The organism is Rheinheimera sp. KL1, assembly GCF_001275035.1.
Classification (GTDB): Bacteria; Pseudomonadota; Gammaproteobacteria; order Enterobacterales; family Alteromonadaceae; genus Pararheinheimera; species Pararheinheimera tangshanensis.
In genome coordinates this window covers 137,688-159,461 of sequence record NZ_LAMX01000016.1, presented here as the reverse complement: position 1 = coordinate 159,461, position 21,774 = coordinate 137,688, and the positions used below count along the sequence as shown (strand labels likewise).

The 21,774-nt window shown below is 47.1% G+C and carries 21 protein-coding genes and 1 tRNA gene; 13 read left to right on the top strand and 9 right to left on the bottom strand.

Annotated features, from left to right (window positions below; all coding sequences use genetic code 11):
* Positions 1-134 precede the first annotated feature (134 nt).
* Entirely contained in the window at positions 135-758 is a 624-nt protein-coding gene (gene plsY, locus WH43_RS08685; RefSeq protein WP_053424226.1) for a glycerol-3-phosphate 1-O-acyltransferase PlsY, read from the top strand.
* A gap of 17 nt (positions 759-775) precedes the next feature.
* On the opposite strand, the gene tsaD is transcribed toward plsY, so the two are convergent.
* Positions 776-1,789: a tRNA (adenosine(37)-N6)-threonylcarbamoyltransferase complex transferase subunit TsaD gene (tsaD, locus tag WH43_RS08680; RefSeq protein ID WP_053424225.1), complete on the bottom strand. Its 1,014-nt coding sequence runs from the start codon at positions 1,787-1,789 to the stop codon at positions 776-778.
* Between the two features lie 169 nt (positions 1,790-1,958).
* Here tsaD and rpsU point away from each other — a divergent pair, with 169 nt between their 5' ends.
* From rpsU to WH43_RS08655, 5 genes are all read left to right on the top strand, one after another.
* The gene (gene rpsU, locus WH43_RS08675; RefSeq protein ID WP_008899776.1) at positions 1,959-2,174 is read left to right on the top strand and encodes a 30S ribosomal protein S21; all 216 of its coding nucleotides are present in this window, start codon (positions 1,959-1,961) and stop codon (positions 2,172-2,174) included.
* 16 nt (positions 2,175-2,190) lie between these two features.
* Complete coding sequence (locus WH43_RS08670) at positions 2,191-2,634, top strand: GatB/YqeY domain-containing protein (protein ID WP_053424224.1); 444 nt, start codon at positions 2,191-2,193, stop codon at positions 2,632-2,634.
* Between the two features lie 202 nt (positions 2,635-2,836).
* Entirely contained in the window at positions 2,837-4,561 is a 1,725-nt protein-coding gene (dnaG, locus tag WH43_RS08665) for a DNA primase (RefSeq protein ID WP_053424256.1), read from the top strand.
* Between the two features lie 103 nt (positions 4,562-4,664).
* The gene (gene rpoD / locus WH43_RS08660; RefSeq protein WP_053424223.1) at positions 4,665-6,515 is read left to right on the top strand and encodes an RNA polymerase sigma factor RpoD; all 1,851 of its coding nucleotides are present in this window, start codon (positions 4,665-4,667) and stop codon (positions 6,513-6,515) included.
* Between the two features lie 189 nt (positions 6,516-6,704).
* A tRNA-Ile gene (locus WH43_RS08655) sits at positions 6,705-6,781 on the top strand.
* Positions 6,782-7,109: 328 nt separating this feature from the next.
* Here WH43_RS08655 and WH43_RS08650 read toward each other — a convergent pair.
* Positions 7,110-8,435: a hypothetical protein gene (locus WH43_RS08650; protein WP_053424222.1), complete on the bottom strand. Its 1,326-nt coding sequence runs from the start codon at positions 8,433-8,435 to the stop codon at positions 7,110-7,112.
* A 61-nt stretch (positions 8,436-8,496) separates the two neighbouring features.
* Complete coding sequence (locus WH43_RS08645; RefSeq protein ID WP_053424221.1) at positions 8,497-10,914, bottom strand: TonB-dependent receptor; 2,418 nt, start codon at positions 10,912-10,914, stop codon at positions 8,497-8,499.
* Between the two features lie 117 nt (positions 10,915-11,031).
* Between WH43_RS08645 and WH43_RS08640 the strand changes: the two genes are divergently transcribed.
* From WH43_RS08640 to WH43_RS08615, 6 genes are read left to right on the top strand one after another with little or no spacing between them, the layout of a single operon-like run.
* The gene (locus tag WH43_RS08640; RefSeq protein WP_053424220.1) at positions 11,032-11,403 is read left to right on the top strand and encodes a MerC domain-containing protein; all 372 of its coding nucleotides are present in this window, start codon (positions 11,032-11,034) and stop codon (positions 11,401-11,403) included.
* Between the two features lie 3 nt (positions 11,404-11,406).
* Complete coding sequence (zigA, locus tag WH43_RS08635) at positions 11,407-12,615, top strand: zinc metallochaperone GTPase ZigA (RefSeq protein ID WP_053424219.1); 1,209 nt, start codon at positions 11,407-11,409, stop codon at positions 12,613-12,615.
* Positions 12,615-13,190, top strand: a complete 576-nt coding sequence (locus WH43_RS08630; protein WP_053424218.1) for a DUF1826 domain-containing protein — start codon at positions 12,615-12,617, stop codon at positions 13,188-13,190. Before zigA ends, WH43_RS08630 begins: the two co-directional genes overlap by 1 nt.
* A gap of 20 nt (positions 13,191-13,210) precedes the next feature.
* Positions 13,211-13,792 (top strand): ZrgA family zinc uptake protein, encoded by a 582-nt coding sequence (locus tag WH43_RS08625; protein WP_053424217.1) that lies wholly within the window; start codon positions 13,211-13,213, stop codon positions 13,790-13,792.
* A gap of 3 nt (positions 13,793-13,795) precedes the next feature.
* Positions 13,796-14,272: a Fur family transcriptional regulator gene (locus WH43_RS08620; RefSeq protein ID WP_053424216.1), complete on the top strand. Its 477-nt coding sequence runs from the start codon at positions 13,796-13,798 to the stop codon at positions 14,270-14,272.
* Positions 14,220-15,272, top strand: a complete 1,053-nt coding sequence (locus WH43_RS08615) for a CobW family GTP-binding protein (protein ID WP_286049589.1) — start codon at positions 14,220-14,222, stop codon at positions 15,270-15,272. The genes WH43_RS08620 and WH43_RS08615 overlap by 53 nt, the downstream gene beginning before the upstream one ends.
* Here the strand turns inward: WH43_RS08615 and WH43_RS08610 are convergent.
* The 6 genes from WH43_RS08610 to WH43_RS20515 form a co-directional block, all read right to left on the bottom strand.
* Positions 15,249-16,874: a diguanylate cyclase domain-containing protein gene (locus WH43_RS08610; RefSeq protein WP_152342815.1), complete on the bottom strand. Its 1,626-nt coding sequence runs from the start codon at positions 16,872-16,874 to the stop codon at positions 15,249-15,251. The two genes, WH43_RS08615 and WH43_RS08610, sit on opposite strands and share 24 nt — an antisense overlap.
* Position 16,875: 1 nt before the next feature.
* Complete coding sequence (locus WH43_RS08605) at positions 16,876-17,316, bottom strand: nucleoside deaminase (protein WP_053424213.1); 441 nt, start codon at positions 17,314-17,316, stop codon at positions 16,876-16,878.
* A gap of 121 nt (positions 17,317-17,437) precedes the next feature.
* On the bottom strand, positions 17,438-17,647 hold the full coding sequence (locus tag WH43_RS08600; protein WP_053424212.1) for a YfhL family 4Fe-4S dicluster ferredoxin: 210 nt from the start codon (positions 17,645-17,647) through the stop codon (positions 17,438-17,440).
* Complete coding sequence (gene trhP, locus WH43_RS08595; protein WP_053424211.1) at positions 17,632-18,960, bottom strand: prephenate-dependent tRNA uridine(34) hydroxylase TrhP; 1,329 nt, start codon at positions 18,958-18,960, stop codon at positions 17,632-17,634. Before trhP ends, WH43_RS08600 begins: the two co-directional genes overlap by 16 nt.
* Positions 18,961-19,031: 71 nt before the next feature.
* Entirely contained in the window at positions 19,032-19,895 is an 864-nt protein-coding gene (gene hemN / locus WH43_RS20520) for an oxygen-independent coproporphyrinogen III oxidase (RefSeq protein WP_286049588.1), read from the bottom strand.
* Positions 19,802-20,392: a radical SAM protein gene (locus WH43_RS20515; protein ID WP_286049587.1), complete on the bottom strand. Its 591-nt coding sequence runs from the start codon at positions 20,390-20,392 to the stop codon at positions 19,802-19,804. The genes hemN and WH43_RS20515 overlap by 94 nt, the downstream gene beginning before the upstream one ends.
* 203 nt (positions 20,393-20,595) lie before the next feature.
* On the opposite strand from WH43_RS20515, the gene WH43_RS08585 reads away from it, so the two are divergent.
* On the top strand, positions 20,596-21,759 hold the full coding sequence (locus tag WH43_RS08585; protein WP_053424210.1) for an efflux RND transporter periplasmic adaptor subunit: 1,164 nt from the start codon (positions 20,596-20,598) through the stop codon (positions 21,757-21,759).
* The last annotated feature ends 15 nt before the right edge of the window (positions 21,760-21,774 follow it).

Genomic DNA, 21,774 nt, shown 5'->3' with positions numbered 1-21,774 from the left:
TTTCCGCTTTTGTTAAAGACTTGTTTCAGGTAGGCTGGTCGGATAGGCAAAAACTAAAAAAGCCTATACTCTGAGCAGCTTATTACACAGGTCGCGATTTTAGCGCATTTTGTCGGACTGAGGAACCTTAATCCATGACCCTAACCATAGCGATATTGATGCTGTTGGCTTATTTAAGCGGCTCAATCTCGTCTGCTATTCTGGTCAGTCGACTGTTCAGACTGCCGGATCCACGCACTCATGGTTCCTGTAATCCTGGCGCGACTAACGTGTTACGTTTAGGCGGCGCTGTTCCAGCTGCTATGGTACTGGTGTTTGATGTGCTCAAAGGCACTATTCCGGTTTGGGGCTCGTATTTTTTAGGCATAGAGGCCTTTTATCTGGGCATGATTGCGGTTTGCGCTTGCTTAGGTCATATATTCCCAATCTTTTTTGGCTTTAAAGGCGGCAAAGCCGTTGCGACAGCTTTTGGCAGCATGATGCCTATAGGGCTGGATTTAGCCGGTTTATTAATATCGACCTGGATGATGCTGGTAGGAGCTACCGGTTATTCGTCGTTAGCAGCTATTGTCACTGTAGGCCTTGCGCCCATTTTCACCTGGTTTATCAAACCTTTGTATACCATTCCTGTGTCTATGCTGAGCCTTTTGATTATTATCCGTCACAAAGATAATATTATCAGGCTATGGAATGGTCAGGAAACTAAGGTCTGGCATAAAAACCGCAAAACCAAACCTCAAGATCCCGAACAAGAATAATTAAAGGCCCCAATTTATTACAAGGCAGGTAATTGCTCCATAGGCCAGCGTGGTGTCACACCTATGGTTAAATCCTGCTGCTGCCCTGCTCTTAACCGCTGAAAACCTGCAAAAGCAATCATAGCGCCGTTGTCGGTGCAGAATTCTTTGCGTGGGTAATAGACTTCGCCTTTTAAGCTTTTCAGTAACACTTCCAGCTGTTCACGTAACGACGTATTGGCGCTGACGCCACCTGCCACCACTAAACGTTTTAAGCGCTGCTCTTTTAAGGCACGACGACATTTTAATACCAGCGTATCCACTACAGCCTGCTGAAATGACGCTGCTATATCGGCCTGTACTGCAGGGCTTTTGCCTTCGGCTGCAATCACATTAGCAGCAGCAGTTTTTAAACCACTGAAACTGAAATTCAAACCAGGTCTGTCTGTCATAGGGCGTGGAAAGGCATATTTATCGGCTTGGCCTTGAGTGGCTAATTTGGCAAGCAAAGGCCCACCCGGATACTCCAGCCCCATTAATTTAGCTGTTTTATCAAAAGCTTCACCTGCTGCATCATCGACAGATTCACCCAATAACTGATATTGGCCTATGCCATCCACCCGAACGAGCTGGGTATGACCACCAGAGACTAATAAGGCAATAAAAGGAAATTCCGGTGGATTTTCTTCCAGCATAGGTGCCAGTAAATGGCCTTCCATATGATGCACTGCAAGAGCTGGTTTACCCCAGGCAAAAGCTAAACTACGACCTATTGATGCGCCCACTAACAAAGCTCCGGCCAAACCCGGGCCTGCAGTATAAGCCACCCCATCTATGTCGGACGCTTCACAACCCGCCTCTTTTAACGCTTGTTGAATTAAGGGCAAAGTTTTACGGATATGGTCACGGGAAGCCAGTTCAGGCACTACACCACCATAATCGGCATGCAAAGGGATCTGGCTGTATAACACATGACTTAACAGACCCCGCTCTTCGTCGTACACAGCGATGCCGGTTTCATCACATGATGTTTCTATGCCAAGTACTCGCATTTTTCTCCCCTTACCTATATGCTACGCGGCGAATTGTACTGGGATCCGAGCATCATCACCAGTACAACACTTATTGCTTTACATTGGGGCTGGCTTTTGAGTAAAATGCCGCACCATTTTTAATCGTATTGGTTAGACACTAACCAGAGTTGACCGAGGTGAGAATTTAATGCCTGTTGTTAAAGTAAAAGAAAACGAACCATTTGACGTAGCTTTACGTCGTTTCAAGCGCTCTTGTGAAAAAGCTGGCGTATTAGCAGATGTACGCTCTAAAGAGTTTTTCGAGAAGCCAACTTGGGTTCGTAAGCGTAAGAAAGCTGCCGCTGTTAAGCGTCACATGAAAAAGCTTTCTCGCGAAAACGCACGTCGCATCAAGCTTTACTAAGATTATTGCCTGACCTATGGCATTGTTAGAACAGCTGCAAGAAGCGCAAAAAGATGCAATGCGTGCCAAAGACAAATTGCGTCTTGGCACTATTCGTTTAGCTTTAGCTGAAATCAAACAACGTCAAATTGACTCGCAGCTGGTGCCTGATGACGCCAACATTCTTCCTGTGCTTACTAAAATGGTAAAACAGCGGAAAGAATCTGCCAGTCAATACAGTGCAGCAGGTCGGCAAGATTTAGCTGATATTGAATTAGCAGAAATCGTAATCGTAGAACAGTTTTTGCCACAAGCCTTATCTCAGGCTGAGCTGGATGATTTAGTGCAACACGCTATTACTGCTGTTGCAGCCTCTGGAATGCAGGACATGGCGAAAGTCATGGCCCACTTAAAACCACAGGTTCAAGGCCGTACTGATATGGCCGTTTTAAGTCAGGTTATTAAAGCTCGTTTGAGTTAAGCTTCTAGCTGAACTACTGCACGCCGTGCCCTAAGCACGGCTTGTCTTTTTCTGTATACCCGTCGTACTTGAAGCTGCAGCTTTGTTGACTGCGCTCATTCGCCCCAGTTACATAGTGCGTCTATGCTCCTGGGTCTCACGAGCTTGTCGCCTCCCTGCAACATCAAGTTGCTTGGGTCTATATCAGTAGATGAGGAAAAAGGTGGCAGGACAAATTCCCAGACACTTTATCGACGACTTATTAGCTCGTACAGATATAGTAGAACTGATTGATCACAGAGTTCCGTTAAAAAAGGCCGGTAAGAATTACCAGGCTTGTTGCCCTTTCCATAACGAAAAATCCCCTTCTTTTACCGTAAGTAGCGACAAACAGTTTTATCATTGCTTTGGTTGTGGCGCTCACGGCAATGCCATCAGTTTTATGATGGCGTACGAACAGCTTGAATTTGTAGAAGCCATTGAAGAACTGGCGAAGCAGCATCATTTAGAGATACCACGCGAACAAGGCAGTGGTAAGCCGTATCCGCAGGCTCAGGCCGACGATTACAGCCAGATGCAAAAAGCGGCAGATTTGTATCAGCAACAGCTGAAGCAACAGGTTCATGCTGCCACTTATTTGCAGAAACGTGGGATTTCAGAGGCCACAGCGACAAAATACGGCATAGGTTACGCACCTGACAGCTGGGACTTTGTGTTAAAGCAGTTAGGCGCTTCACGTTCAGCTCGTGATCAGCTGTTTGAAATTAAACTGATCAGCCGCAATGATCAGGGCCGTGAATACGACTTTTTCCGTGACCGGCTGATGTTTCCGATCCGGGACAAACGCGGCAGAGTGATAGGTTTTGGCGGCAGGGTGATAGGTGAAGGTACGCCAAAGTATCTAAACTCACCTGAGACCCGACTTTTCCATAAAGGTCGTGAACTTTATGGCTTATATGAAGCCAGACAAAGCCAGGATCGGCTGAATCGCGTGCTGATTGTTGAAGGTTATATGGACGTGGTAGGTCTGGCTGAGCAAGGAATATCTTTTGCTGTGGCTTGTTTAGGCACCGCCACGACCCCAGATCATATGCATACGCTATTCCGCCTGACCAGCACTGTGACTTGCTGTTACGACGGCGACAGAGCAGGCCGCGACGCCGCATGGCGAGCCTTACAAAGCGCTTTACCGCATTTAAAAGACGGCGTGGAACTGAATTTTGTATTTTTACCGGACGGCGAAGACCCGGATTCGCTGGTGCAAAAAGAAGGCAAAGAGGCCTTTTTAAACCGTCTGGAACAGGCCATGCCTTTAGGTCAGTATTTATTTGACCATCTGGCCAAAGAATTAGATTTAAACAGCGATGCCGGAAAGTCCGCCTTGTGGGTTAAAGGCAATGAGCTGATTAAACAAATTCCCAGTGAATTTTATCGCGATGCTTTGTTTGAGACTTTAGGTTCGCTGGTCGGTAAATCGTCGCAGCAGAATACGACAGCCAGAAGCCAGAACAAGGTGCAGAACAAAGCACCTGCGGCCACAAAAATTACGCCGATGCGCCGCGCTATAGCTCTGTTATTGCAATATCCGGCCCTCGCGAAAGCGATGCCTTTGGCTCCTGAACTGGCAGAAGCGAATTTGCCTGGTATTCAGTTGTTACTGACCTTACAACAGAGGTTATTAGCTCAACCTGAACTGACCACAGCGCAATTGCTGGAACATTGGCGTGATACGCCTGAATACAACATATTAGTGAAACTGGCGTTATGGGACCATCAGGTTGCCGAAGAGCAGTTAACTAAAGAATTTCTGGATACCTTTCGCTCTATAGAGGATCAGTATCTGGGTCAACGTCTGGAAGAATTGCAACGCAAAGATACCTTGCAGCAACTGACCACGGCGGAAAAACACGAATTTGTGTTGCTGTTAAAAGCTTTTAAAAGCAAATAACCGTGAGTAAGCTGTCATTGCGCGGTGGCTAGAAAAGCCGCGCTTTGTTATAATCGCTAATTCGCATTTTTGAACTAACTATTTGGGTGGAAGAACAGCCTCTATGGAGCACAATCCTCAGTCGCAACTAAAACTCCTGATCTTAAAGGGTAAAGAGCAAGGTTATTTAACCTTTGCTGAAGTGAATGATCATCTTCCACAAGATATTATTGACTCCGATCAGATCGAAGACATTATCCGCATGATCAATGACATGGGTATTCAGGTGTTTGAAACAGCACCAGATGCCGATGACCTGATTATGACTGATGCTGCGCCGGATGAAGACGCCGCAGAAGAAGCCGCTCAGGCTTTAGTCAGTGTGGATAAAGAGTTAGGTCGCACTACAGATCCGGTCCGCATGTATATGCGTGAAATGGGCACTGTAGAGCTGTTAACCCGTGAAGGCGAAATCGACATCGCCAAGCGGATTGAAGATGGTATCAATCAGGTTCAGACCTCTGTGGCTGAATACCCTGAAGCCATCACCTACCTGTTGGAACAATGGGATAAATTCGAAGCCGAAGAAATTCGCTTAAGTGATATTGTCACTGCTTTTATCGATCCAAACGAAGTGGATGATATGGCCCCAACGGCCACCCATATCGGCTCTGACGTGCCAGAAGAAGAACTGGCCGATGAAGATGCCGATATCTCTGGCGATGACGAAGAGTCAGAAGACGGTGATGATGAAGCGGACACTGGCCCGGATCCGGAAATGGCGCGCGAGAAGTTTGGTGAACTCCGTACTCAGTACGAAGTAACCCGTGCTTCGATCGTCAAAAACGGCCGTGAACACCCAACCACCAAAGAAGAAATTGAAAAACTGAGCGAAGTGTTCCGTTGCTTCCGTTTAGTGCCAAAACAGTTCGACCGTCTGGTCAAAAACATGCGTGAAATGATGGACCGCGTGCGTGTCCAGGAACGTATTGTGATGAAGAACTGCGTTGAGTACGCAAAAATGCCAAAGAAAAACTTTATGAAGTCTTTCAGTGGCAACGAAAACTCAACGGCATGGATCGACGCCGAAATTGCCGCAGGCAAACCTTATTCAGCCAAGCTGGGTGAGATGCGTGAAGATTTATTCCGCAGCGTTGAGAAGCTGAAAAAAATTGAAGAAGAAACCGGTCTTTCGATCTTTAAAATTAAAGATATCAACCGTCGCATGTCGATTGGTGAAGCTAAGGCCCGTCGTGCGAAAAAAGAAATGGTTGAGGCGAACTTACGTCTGGTTATTTCTATCGCGAAAAAATACACCAACCGTGGTTTACAATTCCTTGATTTAATTCAGGAAGGTAACATCGGCTTGATGAAGGCTGTCGACAAGTTCGAATACCGTCGTGGTTATAAGTTTTCAACTTATGCGACATGGTGGATCCGTCAGGCCATTACCCGTTCAATCGCTGACCAGGCCCGTACTATCCGGATCCCTGTGCATATGATCGAAACCATCAACAAACTGAACCGTATTTCACGTCAGATGTTGCAGGAAATGGGTCGTGAGCCGTCTCCGGAAGAATTGTCCGAACGTATGGGCATGCCGGAAGATAAGATCCGTAAAGTGCTGAAAATTGCTAAAGAGCCAATCTCCATGGAAACACCAATAGGTGATGATGAAGATTCGCATCTGGGCGATTTTATCGAAGACAGCACGTCAGAATCGCCGCTGGATTCAGCCACAATGGAAAGCTTAAAAGCCGCCACCAACGAAGTGTTGGCCGGTTTAACAGCACGTGAAGCAAAAGTACTGCGTATGCGTTTTGGTATCGATATGAATACCGACCATACTCTGGAAGAAGTGGGTAAACAGTTTGACGTAACACGGGAACGTATCCGTCAAATCGAAGCCAAAGCGCTGCGTAAACTACGCCACCCTTCTCGTTCAGAAGTATTAAAAAGCTTCCTCGACGAGTAGTATCAAGACATAAAAAAAGGCACCGCAAGGTGCCTTTTTTATTGAAACAAATCAGAAGCGGATAAAAAGTAAGCAATCGATACAAACTCCGTGTTATCAAGCGGTGACAACAGCGGAAAAACTTCTTATACTGCCTGCGCTTTAAAGAGTTCAGCCCTTGAACTTGTTTAGTTAAAGCCTGTTTCAAATGGCCCTATAGCTCAGTTGGTTAGAGCATCCGACTCATAATCGGCAGGTCCCTGGTTCAAGTCCAGGTGGGGCCACCATTTATCAAGCACTTACGTTACTTCTTCTGATCCACTTTAGGTCTGTGCTACCTCTGTGCAATTTATCGTCTCTCCATCTAAACCCTTTACTGTTCATTACATTACCGCCTTACTTAACTGCATTGATTGCTCACCAGAATAATTTGGCCTAAGGACAGTTGAACGATGAAAGGTAAATGGAAGAGCTGAAGAGAGACGATACTTTGTTAAAGATTTATTCAGAGTATTTGCCAGCACAAGAAGCTGAGGCTTTGATGCTCTGATGTTACGGCGTAAAAAAGGCAGCTGTAACGGCTGCCTTATTAATAGTTAGTGGCAAAAGAAGCAATTAATGATCGTCATGCCCTGCAGGAATGCCTACCCACACCAGTTTATGTGGCGTAAAACCCAGCTCCTGAGTTTCTGTGACTTCAGCTTCTTCCAGGTCAATAGTGCTGACGGTTTTGCTCAGTGGATCCGCCACATACACCTTGTCGTCTGCTGCGGATATAGCCAGTTGCAACTGACTGCCTGTGGGCATAGCGGTTAAATCAGCTGTGGTGATTTGGACTTTGTCTGCCAGTTCAAAAGCAGCACCAGTTGTAGCTGCTGCATTGTAATTCAGGATACTCAGAGCACCAGTGGAATCCAGCAGCACAAACTTTTCACCATGATTAGCAAAACCATAGCCTATGATGCTGGCGCCAGTCGTGGCCTGCCATTCGACTTTATTGATAGTTCCCGCCACCGGATTGACCGAAAACACAGCGGCTCCGGCAAAGCCGATAAAATGCGCAGCGTCTTCATGCCCTTCCAGCGTGCCAATCCGCATAGTGCCTGTGAAATCCGCCGTATTGGCCACTTTACTTGCTGTAAAAGTTTCACCGTCCTGCTTTAACAGCATCACGCCATCAGTGCAGCCAAAGCTGACATAATCTTTGTTCTGTGCACTGCCATGTAAACCAGGGCAACGCAGGTCAAATTCCTGCTCCAGATGGAAGTGATCACCATGCACATGATAAATACCCACCTGATCCGGCAAAGTACTGGCTGTTGCTGCATCACGAATAGTTGAAACTAATATCTCCCCCCGGGCCTGAGCGGCGCCGTGCATATGAGTGCTGTAGGTTAAAACCGGATAGTCATTGCTGCCTGTATTGATTTGCTCATCATTCAGCATTGCGACTTTTGCCACACTGGAGGTGGCCACATTGCCGTCAAAAAAGATGGCTATTTGTTCATCTGTAGTGGTGACATGAGTAGGCCGGCTTTCGCTGAGCTGCAGGCTCATTAAGCGAGGTTCTTCTTCATAAGGATGCAAGTGATCGCCATGATCTTCCTGATACAAACCGCCATCGATAAACTCTACTTTATCGCTTTCACGCTGCACTACCATGACAAAACGCTGGCTGGCTGAAGCATACAAAGCTGATGCATTACTCAATGAACTGAATTGGCCCAGTAAGTCACCGTCCTCAAGGTTATAGACTCTGAGCATGGTGCTGTCTTTATCTGAAATAACCAGACGACCAGCACCGGTTTCGTGGTCGTGATCATGATCGTCTTCCACAGGAATAGGATCCTTTTCCACTATGTTCGTTGTGCTGTCACCACAGGCGGCCAGCAAAGAGGCACTGATCAGTAATGCCAGCACATTTAGTTTTGATTTCAACATACAAACTCCATAAAAATAAAAAGACCGCGGCTAACCAGGAAACGTTAAGCCGCGATAAAACTTAAAATTGACCACGAATACCTAAACCCAAGGAACGGCCTGGTAAGGGGGTTTTGTCTTTCAAAAAAGAGGTGTGAACACGGGCTTCTTCGTCCGTCAGGTTTTCGCCTTTGACGTAAAGCACTATGTCTTGTAAGGCACCACTGAAGTGGTAACTGACTGATGCATCCAGCAGGTTGTAGCCAGCTGTAGCGCTTTCCAGCTCCGAGACTTTGTCTTGTTTGAAATAGCGGGTCAGGCGCAGATCAGCCGAGATTTGATCGCCTTCATAAGCCAGTTCGCTGGATAAACGCAGCGGTGGTGTGCGGGGTAAATCACCGCCTCTGTCCAGACGGGCCCGGATATAGTCCGCCTGCACTGTAAAGCGATAAGGTTGAGCTATTTGCCATACCAATTGCGATTCAAAGCCATGCAAAATCACATCTTCTGCGACAAAAAGGTAAACCGGTAACTCACCACTGTGATCATGGCCTTCTTCTTCGGTATGATCATGGCTGTGGCCGCTTTCAGCGAATAAACCAGTGTTTTGCTGGTAGTAGTAGTTATCTACTTTGTTGTAGAAGGCATTGAATACCAGACCAATATCACCGCTGATTTTACGGAAGGTCAGGTCGAGGTTGTTGGCTACTTCCATTTCTATCGGCTGGCGATTCAGCACTATGGCTTGTTCTGCATCTGGGTCAGTATTGCGGCTAAACAAGGCACCAACTTCATAAGAGCCAGTACCAATGTGTGGACCAAAGGACAATAATTCAGAAGCCGAGGGCGCGCGCTCAGAGCGGGATAACGACAGCCCTAAGTTGTAGCCCTCAGTAAAATCCCAAACAGCACCAGCCGACAGGCTGTAAGGCTTAAACTTATGCTCCACATCAAAAACACGGATAAATTCTGCGTCATGATCATGGTCGTGATCATCCACATCTTCATCATGTGAATGGGCAGCAAGCTCAGGCAACAACACATCACTGGCATCAATAGTCACTTGCTCAGTACGAGCACCTAATTGCAGCAACACTGGACCAAAATGACGCTCTTCCATCAAAGCTATAGCAAGCATCTCGCTGCTCGAAGGAGGAGTAAAAGCCTCGTCTCCAACTGCGGCAAAATCGCTGTGTTTGTAGTGCAGGCTGATACCACCACGCCAATCGGCAATCACCGGATGCAACAATTCAAAGCGGGCTTCTTCGCTTTGGTTTTTGAAGGTAGTGCCTACTACACCCTCTTCAATTTCCATATGCTGGTAGTCAGTGTAAGCAATGCGGCTATTAAGCTGCTGTAACCAGGACAACCCCAGCTCCAGTTCACTTAAAAACTGCACTCTGTCTTGTTTTAAATCGGCATACACAGACTCTTCAGCCTGCTCTTCACCTTCTTCTTCATGACCGCCATGGCTATGGCCCGGAATACCGTATTCACGTTTTAACTGGCCAAAAGACACACCCACAAAGCCATTTTCTAGCAGATAGCTGCTGCCTACACTAAACCCCTTGGCTGTGGCTGCTGTATTGACCACTTTGCCTGAAGCGCCTTCTTCGTGGTCATGATCTTCGTCGTCGTGATGTACTTCTGCTTGACCCGGAATGCTGTAATCATCGTTATCACGCCAGAATACGTCGGCATATAAACCAGTTTGACCAACAAAGGTCTGAGCGGAACCTGAAGCCAGTTTTTCGTTATTCACCGACTCGCGCTGTAGCATCCATTCGCCTTTGGTGACTTGCTCAGTGGGAATTCTGTTATCCACCACATTCACCACACCACCAATAGCGCCACTGCCATAAAACAAAGTGGCAGGCCCACGTAAGACTTCTATCTGACTGGCAGTACTGGCTTCAGCCGACACACTATGATCAGGACCAACGCGGGAGGCATCACCTGCATCCAGACCATTTTGCGTGATTAGAACCCTTGGGCCATCTAAACCCCGTATAATAGGACTACTGGCAACAGAACCGTAAAAGTTACTGTGTACCCCTACTTCGTTTTTCAGCGTATCGCCCAACGTAGACTGCTGATTCATTTTCAGACGATCACCAGCCAATACACTGACAGGTAAAGCAGACTCTGTCGCAGAGGCATGAAATGGGCTGGCTTTGATATCTATCACTTCAAGCGCTGTAGGATTTAGCGCTAACTGAATACTTTGTAGACCCTGAGCAGGTAAATCCAGACGGAAATTGCGGTGGGCAAAACTGCCCGCTTCGATATGCAGTTCCGCCTGCTTGCTCTGCAAGTCTTTGAATTCAAAACGACCTGAGGCATCAGTTTTCACTTTTTTGTTTTGTCCAACTACTGTCACCCAGGCATCCGCCACAGGTTGGCCTTGCTCATCGACCACAGTCCCTTGTACAGACTGAGCCCAAAGCGGACCGCTTAGGCTCGCAGCAATAAGGCTCGCCACTATAGTTTTTCTACGCATGCACTTCCCCAAAAAACAATTCCAGTTTCGGTTGCTTTCACATTTTGTGATAATATAACATATCACGAAACCAAGGTTTGTTGGCAAGTCTCAGTTACATCAAATAAGGCGAACATCATGAAAGATCTGTTAGGAGTGTGTTTATCAGGGCTCTGTATCCTGCATTGTCTAGTGACACCAATATTGCTGGCGTTAGGCGGCGTAGGTCTGATTGGCGCATGGTTTGAATCTGAATGGGTGCATTATTTGCTGTTGGCTCCAATCAGCCTAATGCTGGTGTGGAGCCTGCCTTCTTCCTGGATTAAGCACCGCAATACCAAACCATTATTGATTGGCGGTCTGGGTTTTAGCTTATTGCTGACATCCCTTTTTGTCCCTGAGTCGGCTGAACCTGTATTAGCAGTTTTAGCTGGTTTAATTCTGATTGCAGCGCATCTTCTGAACAGACGTCTGCTGAATACCCTTACTCCTCACTCATTAGCGAGCTGATTTATGCTGAACTCTGAAGATAAAAGATTACCAGTCACTGTACTTTCAGGTTTTTTAGGCGCGGGCAAAACCACTTTACTGAATCAAATTCTTAATAACAGAGCTGGTCGCAAAGTGGCGGTGATCGTCAACGACATGAGTGAACTGAACATTGACGCTGCTATAGTAAAAAACGAAATCAGCCTAAACCGCGCTGAAGAAAAGCTGGTGGAAATGAGCAATGGCTGCATCTGCTGCACCTTGCGCGAAGACCTGTTACTGGAAGTGGGCCGTTTAGCCCGAGAAGGTCGTTTTGATTATTTAGTGATTGAATCTACAGGCATTTCAGAACCGCTGCCTATAGCTGAAACATTCACTTTCGAGCATGAAGATGGTCAGAGTTTATCTGATGTAGCCAGGCTCGATACCATGGTGACAGTTGTCGATGCCGTGAACTTCTTAAAAGATTATCGCGAAGCCAGCTCTTTGCAGGAGAAAGGCGAAAGCTTGGGTGAAGAGGACGAGCGCAGTGTCGCCGATCTACTGATAGAACAAGTCGAGTTTTGCGACGTGCTGATCATCAGTAAAGCAGATTTGGTTAGTGAACAGGATTTACTCGAGCTCAAAGCCATACTGCGTAAACTCAATAGCACAGCGCAAATCCATCAGGCCAGTCAGGGAAAAATTGATATAGATAAAGTACTGGGCACAGGCTTGTTTGACTTTGAAAAAGCTCAGCAAGCCCCAGGCTGGCTAAAAGAGTTACGTGGTGAGCATCAACCTGAATCGGAAGAATATGGTATCAGCAGTTTTGCTTTTCAGGCTCGTATTCCTTTTCATCCAGAGCGGTTTTACGACTTCCTGCACCAAGACTGGCCACAAGGCAAACTGCTGCGATCTAAAGGTTATTTCTGGCTGGCCAGTGAGCCTGATTATGCCTGGCAATGGCATCAGGCCGGTGGCATAGCCCGTTATGGCATGGCAGGTTTATTCTGGCATGCAGTGCCGCAGGAGCAGTGGCCGGAGGATGCAGAAACCGTACATCAGATCCAAAGTAGCTTTGTAGCGCCTTTTGGGGATTGCCGGCAAGAATTGGTATTCATTGGTCAGCAACTGGATCAACAGCAGATGCGAGAACAATTAGAACAGTGTCTGCTGACAGAGCAAGAGCTGGCCTTATCTGTCAACGACTGGAAAGCACTGCCCAGTCCATTTCAGGCGGAATTTGCCTGATGTCAGCTGCCTTCCAACTCCTCCCCCGGATGCGGCAAGTGCAAAGCCAGTCTGCCGAAGTGCTGACGCAGATCTTTGAGCCAGACGTAAATCTGGCCATATGGCAGCGTGACAGCAACGACCTTATCAGCGCCTACGCGCAAAGCCTGTCCGACTTTCAGGCATTGCAATTTGTCGCAGAGCCCAAGGAGCTGACAAGCATATTAGAGCAACGTTTGCCCGAGGCGGAAGGTAAGACTAACTTTATCGCCGATCTGGAGTTATTAAGTCAGATGTTGGCCTGTTTGATGGACTGCACTGCGGTAGGCTTCAGGCTGAAACGACTGGAAAAAGCCATGTGCCCACGTTTTCACACCGACCATGTCGCACTGCGATTATTGGTGACTTATTCAGGCGCAGGTACTGAATGGCAAAGTGAAGCCAGCGCTTTGCAGCATCAACAAATAGGTGCCGAAGATGTGGCGCTACTGAAAGGTTCAGCCTGGAACGACAGTAAAGAGAGTGCCATCTGGCACCGCTCTCCACAAACAACTCAACCTCGTTTACTACTGAGCCTGGACCCAGTGGGCGAATAACCTATAACAGGAGGATTTTTATGCGCTTAGCGTTTTTATTGGCAGCGAGCACAGTGCTGCTTAGCCAAAGTATGGATATTCTGGCCGAACAGCCTGATACCAGAGCCCATCAACATGGTGTCGCCAGACTGGAGCTGTTTAAACAGGTAACAGAATTACAAATAGGTTTTTACGCCACAGGTACGGATATTCTGGGTTTTGAACATCAACCACAAAACCAGGCGCAAGCCGATACGGTGAAAAAAGCTATAGCTTTGCTGTCCACTCCTGATAAGTTGTTTAAGATTGAAGGCGCAGAGTGCACAGTGACACAACATCAATCTAATCTGGCTGAACTGCAACACCATTCTGGTTCTAAAGACGAACACTCTCATGAATACTCTCATGAACACGAGCATGAGCATGAGCATGAGCATTCAGGACATAGTGATATAGAAGCTAGCTACCATTTCAATTGCACAACAACCGGACCTGTGACTGTGACGGTGAATCTTTTTACTCTGTTTCCACAGTTGCAAAGCATCAACAGTAGTTGGATCACTGAAAATGGTCAATCCGCTGCTACTCTTAGCACCAATGAAAGCCAGATTTCTCTGAACTAAGCTATGCAAACGAGCAGCACTGAGCCAAAACCAGCCAGAATTCAGCTCACCGGCAATCGTAAAGCCGTATTGGTGCTCATGCAAACGCAGCAAAGGGCTTTATCAGCATACGAAATTATAGATTTGCTGCGACCGCAAATAGGTAGGATCATTCACCCTATGTTGGTGTATCGTTGCTTAGACTTTTTATTGGCCAAGCAGCTGATCCTGAAGCTGGTATCCGTTAACAAGTTTATAGCGCTGCCTGAGGGGATGAATGAACCCGGCCAGTGCCTGATTTGCGAGCACTGTCAGGCTGTCACCTTTTCTGCCAGCTCAAATCCATTGCAGCAACAAAGACGCAAAATTGCAGCCTCAGGTTTTAAATTAAATCAGCAGCCGGTTGAATTTCATGGTATTTGCGCGGCATGCCAAAAGGACAAACAAAGTGAATCAAGCTCAGCGAATTCCGCTTTATCTGCTGACAGGCTTTTTAGGTAGTGGCAAAACCACCATACTGAATCAATGGGTTCAGGATCCGGCTTTTAGTAAAGCCTTAGTGATTATTAATGAGTTTGGTGAAACCAGCCTGGATCATTTACTGGTGAGCCGCAGTACTGAAGAACAAATTGTTGAGCTGTCCAACGGCTGTATCTGCTGCACTATACGGGGCGATCTGGCAAAAACCTTAACCGATATCAGCTGGCGTTTTAGCCGCAATGGCATCAAAAGTTTTGATAAAGTCATTATAGAAACTACAGGGCTAGCGGACCCAAGCCCTATCTTAAACACGCTGATTTCCAATGAAAAACTATTCCAGCAGTACAGATTACAAGGCACTGTGACTACGGTAGATGTTGCCAATGCTTTGCATAGCATCGAAAAGTACAGTGAAGCGAAACGTCAGGTTGCGGTTGCAGATTTAATTCTGCTGACCAAGCAGGATCTGGTCAGTGCCGAAGTACTACAGCAGGTTCAACAGCGGGTCCGCCAGCTAAACCCCACTGCACCACTACAACAAGCGCTCAATGGTGTCACGGCCTTGCGCTCGCTGCTGAAGTTGGACCATATAGAGCCAGTTCACTCCAGTACCCCCTTGGCCAACTGGCTAAATTTTAGTGCTGTGCAATTTGAGCCACTGAAACCTGAGCAAACACCAACTTTACTCCGTTCCGCAGAGCAGGAGCTCAGTCCACATCAGGGGAATATCAGAGCTTTTTGTTATCAACTTGATAAGCCAGTTAGCTTGCGGGCTATTGAAATGTGGCTGGACGCCTTGTTACCACAAATGGGCCATAAGTTGCTGCGGTTAAAAGCAATCTTAAATGTAGAAGGATTTCCTGGCCCTATGGTGATCCATGGCGTACAGCAATTGTTGCACCCCACAGCTGTATTGACGGACTGGCCGAATGACGAAAGAAAAAGCAAGCTGGTATTTATTACCGACGAGCTGACAGCGCAACAACTGGAAGTCAGTTTACAACCTTTGTTCAGGCTGTAAATCAGCGTTATTGAGCTGACCAGCCACAGTAGCAGCTTTCTGCTGATACATCCGCTGGTCTGCCACTTTACTCAGCACTAAATCAGAGTCTCCGTCTTGTGGGTAACATGCCAGCCCTATGCTGCAACTGATTTGGATACTCAGACCATGTATATCAAAAGGTAGCGCAATAGCATGCTGAATTTTTTCGGCCAAAAGAGCGGCACTGTGGCATTCTTCTACTTTGGGTAGCAAAATAATAAACTCATCTCCTCCTATCCGGGCTACCGTATCAGAAGCACGTACCGTATGCAGCAGCCGGTCTGCCACCTGCTGCAATAATAAATCTCCCACTGCATGACCATGAGTATCATTAACTGGTTTGAACTTGTTTAAATCTAACAACATCAAGGCTAAGGTTTTTTTATGCCGCACTGCGTATTGCAGCGCTTTTTGTAAGCGGTCAGAGAATAAAGTACGGTTCGGTAAGCCTGTTAACGTATCGTGCTGCGCCATATAACGCATACGTTCCTCAATTTTACGCCGTTCTGTTAAATCACGGTTTACTCCCAAAATACCAACGAGAACACCTTTAGCGTCGTACATACCGGAGATTTTTACTTCACTCCAGACCCGGTGGCCATCCTTACAGATCTGCTCAACCTCCCCCACATAATCCGGATAAGACTCGCCACTTTGTAGGGCTTTCGCTGCTTTTTTCATTTGTAATTTCACCTGTATATAAGATTCAGGTGTCACCAATTGCCGCATTTGGCGTTGCATCAGATCTGTTACAGTAAAACCTGTTAGCTTTTCTGCCGAGGGGCTTATGTAGGTAAAATGCCCGTTCAGATCCATAGTCCAGATCACATCAGTGGCATGGTCAGCCAATAACCTGTGTCGCTCTTCACTGCGTTTTAACGCCTCTATGGCTTGACTACGTTCTATGACAATCTCGGCTAACGCCGCGCTTTCGCTGATCAGTTGAATATCCTGCTCCGATGGGGCCGTGACCTCTTTGTGATAAATCGCAAAGGTGCCCAACACTTTTCCGCGACGATTTTTAATGGGTTCAGACCAGCAAGAACGGATATCTGCGATATCAACTAAGGCCTGATAAGAGTGCCAGTATGGATGCACACGCACGTCCTCCACTATCACCCGCTGCCCCAGATACGCAGCGGTGCCACAGGACCCAACACCATAACCTGCAGCTATGCCATCAATAGCTGCATTGTATTCATCTGGTAAATGAGGTGCGGAAGCGACATGCAAAATACCTTGTTCATCCAGTAATAACACTGTGCAGCGAGCAGACGGGTCCATGTGCTCCGCTCCCTCAACTAACGCATCCAGCACCTTCTGTAGTGGCGCCTGTTCAACAATCATTGACAGAACTCTGCCTCTGTTTTGTTGCATCAGGGCTACACGCTGACCTGCAATAACTAACGCCTTGAGTTTACGATTGCCGTGAATGATAAAGATTAAAGCAGCAGAAATAATAAAAAGTGCAGCAACGCCCGGAAACAGCCAGCCGGAATTATCCGACAGCAGGCTTGAAGCATGAACGTAAGCCGGAGTTGTAATCAATAGTCCCGAGAATAGCGCTCGCCACAGCTTCACATTATTCCCCTATATCTTCATTCCATAATTCGGGTTTAGCTGCGATAAAATCCTGCATCAGCTGCACACATTCGGCATTGTCTTGAATAATCAGCTGTACGCCACGACTTCTGACATAATCTTCTGGCCCCTGAAAAGTGCGGTTCTCACCAACCACTACTTTGGGAATGCCGTAGAGCAACACGGTACCACTGCACATGTCACAAGGGGATAAGGTCGAATACAACACGGCATTTTGGTAGTCTTTTGCCGTTAAACGGCCGGCATTTTCCAGACAATCCATTTCCGCATGCAATACACAACTGCCCTTTTGTACCCGCTGATTATGGCCACGGCCAACGATCTTGCCGTCAATCACCAGCACAGAACCGATAGGAATACCGCCTTCGGCTAAACTTTTTTTGGCTTGTGCTATCGCAGCTAACATAAAAGGGTCTGTCATTCACTTTAATCCTGTAGATCGACTGTGGATCGTCTGAAAGCAGCCACAAGCCTTTAAAAGCTAGTGGCTATGTTTCAACAGTTTAGTGAGAAAAACAGAAAAAGAAGTGCAAACCGAGAAATTAAATTGTATCAGCTTCCACCGTACCGATTTGGATGCAATCCAGCGGGCAAACTTCAATACAGGCCGGTTTATTATAAAAACCAACACATTCAGTGCATAAGCCTGCATCGACCTGATAATGCTGTTCACCTCTGTAAATGGCAGTATTCGGACATTCAGGTACACACATATCACAGTTAATACAGACAGCCTCTATCCACACTGACATAAAGTGTCCCCACAGGTTGCTGCAGCATGAGTATTTTGTTGCTTCAATAAAAACCCATACTCAGGCTTTACTCCGTCCGGCAGTGGAAACCAAACCTGATAACCAGAACCCGGCGCCACCAGCAGTTGTTGACCATCGGCAGCATAGAAAATGGAGCCTAAGGCTGTGATACCTTGTGGTGTCATCAGCAACAGCTCATCATCAAAACTAAAACGATTTTTCACCTGTAACAAAGCCTGGCCCTGCGCATTTAGCTCGCCACTAAATTCCCCCACCAACAACTGCTCACCTTCGCTATGACTGGTCTGATAATTTTGTAAATCGGCAGGAACATGGCGGCGCAAAAAGCCTTCGGTAAAACCACGGTTCGCCATGCCGTTCAGTTGCTGCAATAATTCCATATCAAAACTCTTGCCTGCCATCGCGTCATCTATAGCTTTGCGATACACCTGGGCTGTGCGGGCGACATAATAAGGTGACTTAGTGCGGCCTTCTATTTTCAGCGAATGCACCCCCATAGTCGTCAAAGCTGGCACATGCTGTACAGCTCGCAAGTCTTTAGAATTAAAGATATAACTGCCGTGTTCGTCCTCATCCAACAGCATCAGCTCGCCAGGGCGACCTTGCTCTTCGACCAGCACAGGCTCCGGTAATTCTGCTACTGCAGGGTTGTATTGCCCCACTTCGTCAGCTTTTGCTTTATGGCTTTGATAAGACCAACGACAAGCATTGGTACAAGCGCCCTGATTCGGATCGCGTTTATTGATATAACCTGATAATAAACAACGGCCTGAATAGGCCATACACAAAGCACCGTGCACAAAAACTTCCAGCTCCATTTCTGGTACTTGTTCGCGGATTTGTGCTATTTCTTCCAGCGCCAGCTCACGGGATAAAATCACCCGCTCTATGCCTTGTTGCTGCCAGAATAATACAGCAGCCCAGTTGACCGTATTGGCTTGCACCGACAAATGCAGTGGTATCTGTGGAAAATGCTGACGGAGTAAAAACACCACGCCAGGGTCGGACACAATAAGCGCATCTGGTTTCAGCGCTATAGCGGGCACCATATCTTCAACAAAACGCTGTAACTTGCTGTTATGCGGCGCAATATTGACCACCAGATAAAACTTTTTGCCTTGCTGATGAGCTTCCTTAATACCGATGGCCAGGGTTTCAAGATCAAATTCATTATTGCGCACCCGCAAACTAAAACGTGGCTGACCGGCATACACCGCATCAGCACCATAAGCAAAAGCCATCCGCATGGCTTTTAAACTGCCGGCTGGGGATAAAAGTTCAGGAGCATTCATTGGGCAATCCACAGATCATAAAAAGACGAGGCGCATCATAGCGCCTGCTTTTATCCGGGTTTTGCGTTGGATCAAACCACTTTGGAATAGCTTTGGTTACTATTGCTTTGCAAGTAACGGTCAAAACTGGCACAGACTAAACGCACCAGCAACCGGCCCAGTGGCGTCACCTGAATATGATGATCGGAACACAACACTAAGCCATCGGCGATCAGCGGATCCAGCTTAGGTAAAGCATCAGTAAAATAACTCCAGAAGTCCTCTATAGCAAAGCGCTGACAAAAATCCGGTACATCCAGTTCAAAATGACACATGAGTTGGCTGATTAAAGCGGCACGGATTTTATCGTCCTGGCTTAAACTAAAACCCCGCTCCAGCGGCAACTGTCCGCCAGCAAGCAGCTGCTGATAGTCCTGCAGCTCTTTTTGGTTTTGCCAGATCACGCCATTCACCTGACTGATAGAAGATACTCCTAGCCCAATCAACGCATCCTGTCCCGCTGTGGTGTACCCCTGAAAATTACGCTGCAGTTTGCCTTGTTGTTGCGCTATGGCTAAAGAGTCTGTGGTTTTGGCAAAGTGATCCATGCCTATACATTGGTAACCGGCCTCACTGAAATGCTTAATAGCAAGCTGCAACAACGCCAGTTTATCTTCAGCTTGCGGCAAACTTTGAGTCGGAATTTTGCGCTGAGCGGCAAAACGAGTCGGCAAATGGGCATAACTGAACAAAGACACCCGATCCGGGTCCAGCAGCAATACGCTTTGCAGTGTTAGTAAAAAACTCTCAGGTTTTTGGTAAGGCAAACCATAAACCAAATCCAGATTAATAGAGCTAAAGCCTAAACGTTTGGCTTCAGTAACCAAAGCGCGTACCAGATCTTCGCTTTGCACCCTGTTGATAGTGATTTGTACTTGCTCGTCAAAATCCTGCACACCAAAGCTAACACGGCTAAACCCAACTGGCGTAAATGAGCCAGTTTTTCCAGACTACAGCTGCGTGGATCTATTTCGATCGAAAGCTCTGCGTCCGCTTTAAAGACAAAATGTTGCCTGAGCAACTGCATAAGTTTGGATAACTGTTCTTGTGTTAAAAAGGTTGGAGTTCCGCCCCCCAAATGCAGCTGAGCTATGGTTTTGTCTGCGATTAAAGGCTGATACAAGGCCATCTCTGTCGCCAGGCTTTGCAGATACAAATCCGCTTTTTCACTATGGCGGGTCACTATTTTGTTGCAGCCGCAGTAGTAACACAGCTGCTGACAAAATGGGATATGCAGATACAAGCAAAGCTCAGCGGCGGAGCCTGCCAAAGCAGCACGTACCGCGGAAGCAGGAAAGTCAGGCTGTAAAGATAAAGCCGTCGGATACGAGGTATAGCGGGGACCATTCACCGAGTATTTCTGTATTAATTCAGCTGACCATAATACCTGCATTGAACTTTTCTCTGTTGTCCCGTCAAAGGTGGCTACAGTGTAAAGCAGCCGTTTTTCCCTTGTGTTGATCTGAAACAAAGTCGGTGACAGCCATTTTTCAGCTCTAGTAACGACCAAAGCCGGAAAAACGACGACAAATAAAGCTAGAAAAAGTCGGCCAATTAACTTAGAATGAACGTTCACTCTAAATGGAGATTTAAAATATGCAGCGTTCCCGCATTGTATTTTTTGCCCTTTCTGCCCTGGCGGGCTCTGTTGCTTTGGCCGGTTGTGGCCAGGCTCAACAAGCCTCAGCGCCCGCTGCTCAGGCCATGCCTGTGGGTGTAGTTACTCTGAAAAGTCAGGCCATTACCCTGACTAAAGAATTACCGGGTCGTGTTACCGCCTCACAAATTGCCGAAATCCGCCCTCAGGTGGACGGCATAGTGCTGCAACGTTTATTTACAGAAGGTGGTGAAGTTAAAGCTGGTCAGGCTTTGTATCAAATTGACCCAGCTACTTTTGAAGCACAGCTTTCAAGCGCTAAAGCAGCTGTAGCCCGTGCTCAGGCCAGTATTGCTAGCAGCAAAGCAAAAGCCAGCCGTTATACTGAACTGTTAAAAATTAAAGCCGTTAGCCAACAGGAATTTGATGAGGCAGATGCGGCCTATAAACAAGCTCAGGCTGATTTATTAACAGCGCAGGCTCAGCTGAAAACAGCGCAGATTAATTTAAATTACAGCAAAGTATTGTCTCCTATCAGCGGCCAAATCAGTAAATCAGCTGTCACTGCCGGCGCTCTGGTCAGCGCTAATCAAGCTACGGCTTTAGCTACAGTCACTTCGCTGGATCCTATTTATGTCGACCTGACTCAGTCGAGCAACGAGTTACTGCAACTGAAAAAAGCGCTGGCATCCGGTGCTTTAGGTTCAGATGCAGCCATTCAGACACAAGTTGAACTGAAGATGGAAGACGGCTCTGCGTATCCACATAAAGGTACTTTGCAATTTTCAGAAGTGACCGTAGATCCGGGCACAGGTTCAGTTACCTTAAGAGCTCAATTTCCTAACCCTGAAAAGTTACTGCTGCCAGGCATGTATGTTCGCGCTGAGGTAGTAGAGGGTGTTAAAGCTAACGCTATTCTGGCGCCACAACGTGGTATCAGTCGCAACAGCAAAGGCGAAGCCACCGCCATGGTGATTGGCAAAGAAGGCAAAGTAGAAGCTCGTATTTTACAAGCTGACCGTACAATAGGCTCAGACTGGCTGGTCAGCAGCGGTTTAAATGCCGGTGATCAACTGATTATTGAAGGCTTGCAGAAAATACGTCCTGGTGCGCCAGTACAGGCAGTGCCAGCGGAAGCTGCTGCTCAAACTAAATCCCAGTAAAGCCAACGGAGAATT